Genomic DNA, 4,951 nt, shown 5'->3' on the forward strand with positions numbered 1-4,951 from the left:
GTCAGCGCTATAGTGTTTATGGCGCTAAAGCGCAACTACGAACTTAACACGAACTTAAATTAAGGCGTGGGACGTTCACTTAGTTAACACTGTGGTTAAATGCTTGGAATTGTTCCTGAGTAATCCGCCCCGCTTGATACAGAGTTTGGGTAATTTCCGAAATCGTTAACACGGAATGCGCCTGATAACCATTAGCCTTCAATCTATCCTTCACCCCACCTTCATGATCAATAAATACAACAATATCCTGCACATTTAATCCCCCTGTCTCCAACTTCGCCGCCCCTTCCATCACACTCTTCCCACTAATCAAAATATCATCCACCACTACTACCGTTTCCCCTGGCTCAAAGTGACCCTCTATCACCCGTCGCGTCCCATGGGCTTTCACTTCCTTGCGGGGAAAAATCATTGGGTGATGCAGGCGCAGGGATAACCCAGTTGCTGTGGGTAATGAGCCATAGGGAATCCCGGCAATCCGGTCAAAGGTTAAGGTTTGCAGAATCTCGGCATAAGCACTCAGCATTAGATGGAAAAGTTGGGGATTAGATATAACGTTTCGCAAATCAATATAGTAGGGAAAAACGGCTCCAGATGCTTGGACAAATTCGCCAAATAAAATGCAGCCAATGTCATAAAGTTGCAGAATTAAATCTTGATGGGGATGTTGTTCTAGAAAACAGACATCGGGCATCCATAGGTCACAAGCAGAACCCTGTTGAATCTTTTTTCCTCTTGCCTGATTAATCTCCTCTCGTAGGGGTTTTATCGCGGCGGCGGGTTCCTCTGTGGCTAACATATCTTGGGGAACTGGAATTAATAACCCCTCACCATTGGCATTTAACCCAGCCGCTAAAATTTGGTTGAGTTCAGCGCCCCCCTCCGCCCAGATACTCCGGGCTAAAATTAAGCGTTCTGGGGCAATTGCCCGAATCTTTGCCAATATGTCTGGTGAAGTTGTGCCAACTTCTAGGGCTAAATCTTCGGGTGAACCCCAGGTTTTGGCTTCTTTAACCACTTGCAAATAAAGGGGGGTTTGGGGTTGGGGATACTGCTGAATCGCGACAGCCGCCGGATTGGAGGTGCAGCAGAGAATAAAGACGGCTTTACCGGGATAAATTAAAAAGGGTGCAACATGGTCTTGTCCAGAATAAGGACTCAGCGTAACCGCATCCACCCGCGATCGCGTGAAAATGGTTTCGGCAAAGACGGTGCTGGTGTTTAGGTCACCATGTTTGGCATCTAAAATAATCGGAATGGAGTCAGGAATCGCCGCGAGTGTCTGTTCTAATAAGTCTAGTCCCGGTGCGCCCAACGCCTTGTAAAAGCCAAATGTGGGCTTATAGGCGCAGACTAAATCCGCTGTTTGCTGGATAATCAAGTGCAACCAATCCCTTAACCCATCCATCAGATCACCGGAATATTCTCCAGTGGCGTAACGCTTGGGCATCATTTCCGGGTTAGGATCGAGTCCGACAACCAGTAAACTTTGATTTTGGGCGATCGCGGCATTGATTTTCTCAAAAAAGCTCATTGGGCTTTGCCTTTGGCAGGTAAGGAATAGGTCTTAATTACATACTCCAACAACCCCTCACAAGCATCAAGGAGTAAATCAATCACTTGGTTAAATCCCTCTGAACCCCCATAGTATGGATCAGGAACGTCTCGTATGCGATGACGAGTGGCAAAATCACACATTAATCGCACTTTATCCCGATACTTCCCCGTCGCATCTAGGAACAGAATGTCGCGTAAATTCTCCCGATCCATCGCCAAAATCAGGTCAAACGCTTCAAAATCAGAGACTTGAAACTGTCGGGCTTTGCCCTTGAGGATGATTCCCCTTTGGTTGGCGGCTAGAGTCATGCGTTCATCGGGAGGAGAACCAATATGATAATCACCCGTCCCCGCCGAATCGCAGACAATGCTCTGCTGAAGTTCCGCTTGTTCAATTAAGTGATTCATAATGTTCTCGGCGGAGGGAGAACGGCAAATATTACCAAGGCAGACAAAGAGTAGTTTGCAGGGCATAGGTATAATGGATAGTTCTGTACAAAATTGGATGTTTAACCCGCGATCAGCAGTGACTATCACGTTTTAATGTCGGTCATATAGCCGCATCCGTGTTAAGTTTAGCAACGCAGCCGCCCGATTCTGTGATGATTTGAGGAAAATTATTTGATGTTCAAGTCGCGCCGCCGTCGCACCTACCGTAAGCGCCGCCGTCCCTTCCCATTGCTCGCGATCGTTTTAGCGATTCCGATTGTCTTGATTCTCCTAGAATTGTCCACTCGGCTGTTGGTGGGTGTCATGGGCAAAACCGCTGAGCTAGCTGCTTACGAGGGTGAACCAGCGATCGTGAATGTTTACCGCCTCAAGTTTTTGAATGAAAATGACCAGCCTTACCAGGGTTTATCCGAACAGGGGCGACTTGCTGCCCACCGTAGTCTCGCTGTCGGCTATCAGCTTGAAGGCGAGCAAACTAGCAATTTTTGGCAGATTAATCCCCAAGGATTCCGCCACACTGAACCTGTTCCCTTAGCCAAACCCAACAATGAATTTCGGATTTTTTTGCTGGGAGGATCAACAGCATTCGGTCAATGGAATCCCAGTAATCAAGCCACTATCGCGGCTCAACTGGAAGCGCGTCTGAAGGAACGGGTTGCTCAACAGCAGCGTTCTCCGGAGAAATATCGACCGACAGATTTGCCCTTCTATAAACCGGATTTAGAAAAGGCGTTGGCGTTGCCTCCTAAAATTAAAGATGGTCAATATCGGGTGATTAATGCGGCTGTACCGGGGTATGCATCAGGGAATGAATTGGCTCAGTTAGCGTTGCAAATTTTGCCCTACCAACCTGACGCGATCATTGTTTTGGATGGATACATGGACTTGCTCCTACCGAGCGATCGCATAGCAACAGACATTCCCCATATTGAAAAATTTCTCAGTAATGCCTCTGGGCATTTTTGGACGCACCTCCGCCAAGAGTTAACCTCTGTGGTGACCAACACCTATCTAGTTAAAGCCATCCAATACTGGATAGTACGTCCCCAACCCTCGGTGAGTCGGCTGAGTTTAGCGGCGTTGAATGGTACAGCCCACCTAGCCAACTATCTTCCTGCTGACTCAGAGGAACTGCAAGAAAGGGTTACCCGTTACCGCGATCGCCACAAGCAAATGATTCGCTTGGCAACTGGGGCGAGAATTCCTTTAATTATCGCCATACAACCCGAAATTACGGGTCGTGGGGGTAACCAACAGATTTCACTCAGAGAGCAGGAAATTTTGGTTGAATTGGGAGCAGATTATCAGACCCGAATCCAAGATGGCTATTTTGCTTTAGCCAAATCACTGGATCAGCTTCAAAGCTGGTATCCCGAAAATGTGAAAACGCTGAACTTCTACGATGTTTATAACGATTTTTCTGATCGGGCGTTTTGGGATGCCATTCATTTGACCGAGGAAGCTAACCGCATCTTATCTGAACGCTTATACCAAACGCTGACGGCTTCATCTGAGCTGCAAGTGCCTCCGTCTCGACCTTTGCCTTAATCTGAAGGATTGGAGAGATGGGGTAGTAGAGACGTAAGGCGTGGAACGTCTGGAAGATGGGGAAGCTAACTGCATTTATCGGTATTGCCCCGATTATCGCGGTTGTATGCATATCGTAGGCGGCGTCAGAATTAAGGTATCTCGACTCACCCTCATCTGATGTATGCGGTGTCACATAATTATGCTTAACTAATGGGGTAGGCGGGTACTTCGATCATCTCTAATCAACAACAAACTCGGCTAACCCTAGATAACGAATACCTTGGGGAGTAATCTCAAAACGACAGGGTAACACCTCAAGCCCTTGGAGAACCGCCTCTCGCAAGAGTTTGCCATAAACGGGATCAGTACTGTCACCCGGGCTAAAGCGATCGCAGTCCCCCCGATTGATAAAATAAAGCATAATAGCTTTGGCTTGGGGTAGTAACTGCTGGAGTTCTTGTAGGTGCTTTTGTCCCCTTGTGGTGACAGTATCGGGAAATAAGGCTAAGGTTCCCTGCGCCCAAGTCGTATTTTTCACTTCTAAGTAGATGGGAGGCGCTTCGTTATCCCCCGTCAGTAAAAAATCGACCCGACTTTTCCGGTTTGCGCCATAAACCACTTCGGGGCGAATTTGGCTGTAGCGATTGGCTAATTCCGGAATCAGCCTTTGTTCCAGGATGATCTTCATCACCCGATTGGGTCGGGCTGTATTAATCCCCACCCAAGTTGGTTGGGTGTCGTTGACTTGGATCATCTCCCAGGTGTAGGCTAATTTGCGCTTGGGGTTATCACTGCGGGATACCTGAACTAAACTTCCAGGGGTGGAAACGCCTGTCATTGGACCCGTATTCGGACAGTGGGCGACAATGGTTTCCCCTGATGTAAGCTGAATATCGGCAAAAAACCGCTTGTAGCGTCTGAGTAATCTCCCCGTCTCTAGTGTCGGGTAGCTGTAAATCCAATCGGAGCGATCGTCCATTAATTTTTGGGAACTGTTCACATTACTTAACGAATATATTAAGATAACTTAATATACAGTAACATTCAATGGACTCAACATGGCTAACTCAGACCAACGGAAACAGCGAATCATGGAACACATCAAACGCTCGATCACCATTCCTCAGCGAGGCTTTTCGATGACTTCAGATTCTAGAAAGCAACAGATTATGGCTCATATCAAAATGACACGAGGTTAGGGTCAATTTTGATGTTATAGCTTGAAACAAGCCAATCGGCCAGGGATGGTTCTGGTTCCCCTTCTCCCTTGAAACAAAAGCGAAGCATCTTTTGTCATCCCCCAAAAAAAGCGAAGCATCCCGTGGCTTCCCCCATGGAACAAAAAGCGAAGCATCCGCTGGTCTCCCCCGTGCAACAGAAGCGAAGCATCCTCTGGTCTCCCCCGTGCAACAGA

At 47.6% G+C, this 4,951-nt stretch carries 4 protein-coding genes; 1 reads left to right on the top strand and 3 read right to left on the bottom strand.

The genetic code is table 11. From position 1 onward, the window contains the following. Window positions 1-79 precede the first annotated feature (79 nt). Window positions 80-1,534, bottom strand: coding sequence for a bifunctional orotidine-5'-phosphate decarboxylase/orotate phosphoribosyltransferase (locus ACLFWI_RS26580; RefSeq protein WP_446415420.1), 1,455 nt, complete (start codon window positions 1,532-1,534; stop codon window positions 80-82). Continuing rightward, complete coding sequence (locus ACLFWI_RS26585) at window positions 1,531-2,031, bottom strand: low molecular weight protein-tyrosine-phosphatase (protein WP_446415421.1); 501 nt, start codon at window positions 2,029-2,031, stop codon at window positions 1,531-1,533. Before ACLFWI_RS26585 ends, ACLFWI_RS26580 begins: the two co-directional genes overlap by 4 nt. A gap of 150 nt (window positions 2,032-2,181) precedes the next feature. On the opposite strand from ACLFWI_RS26585, the gene ACLFWI_RS26590 reads away from it, so the two are divergent. Beyond that, window positions 2,182-3,555 (top strand): SGNH/GDSL hydrolase family protein, encoded by a 1,374-nt coding sequence (locus ACLFWI_RS26590; RefSeq protein ID WP_446415422.1) that lies wholly within the window; start codon window positions 2,182-2,184, stop codon window positions 3,553-3,555. Window positions 3,556-3,775: 220 nt separating this feature from the next. On the opposite strand, the gene sfsA is transcribed toward ACLFWI_RS26590, so the two are convergent. Next, window positions 3,776-4,516: a DNA/RNA nuclease SfsA gene (gene sfsA, locus ACLFWI_RS26595; RefSeq protein WP_446415423.1), complete on the bottom strand. Its 741-nt coding sequence runs from the start codon at window positions 4,514-4,516 to the stop codon at window positions 3,776-3,778. Window positions 4,517-4,951: the final 435 nt, after the last annotated feature.

This window comes from Coleofasciculus sp. (assembly GCF_046539235.1).
In the GTDB taxonomy this organism is placed as follows: Bacteria; Cyanobacteriota; Cyanobacteriia; order Cyanobacteriales; family Coleofasciculaceae; genus Coleofasciculus.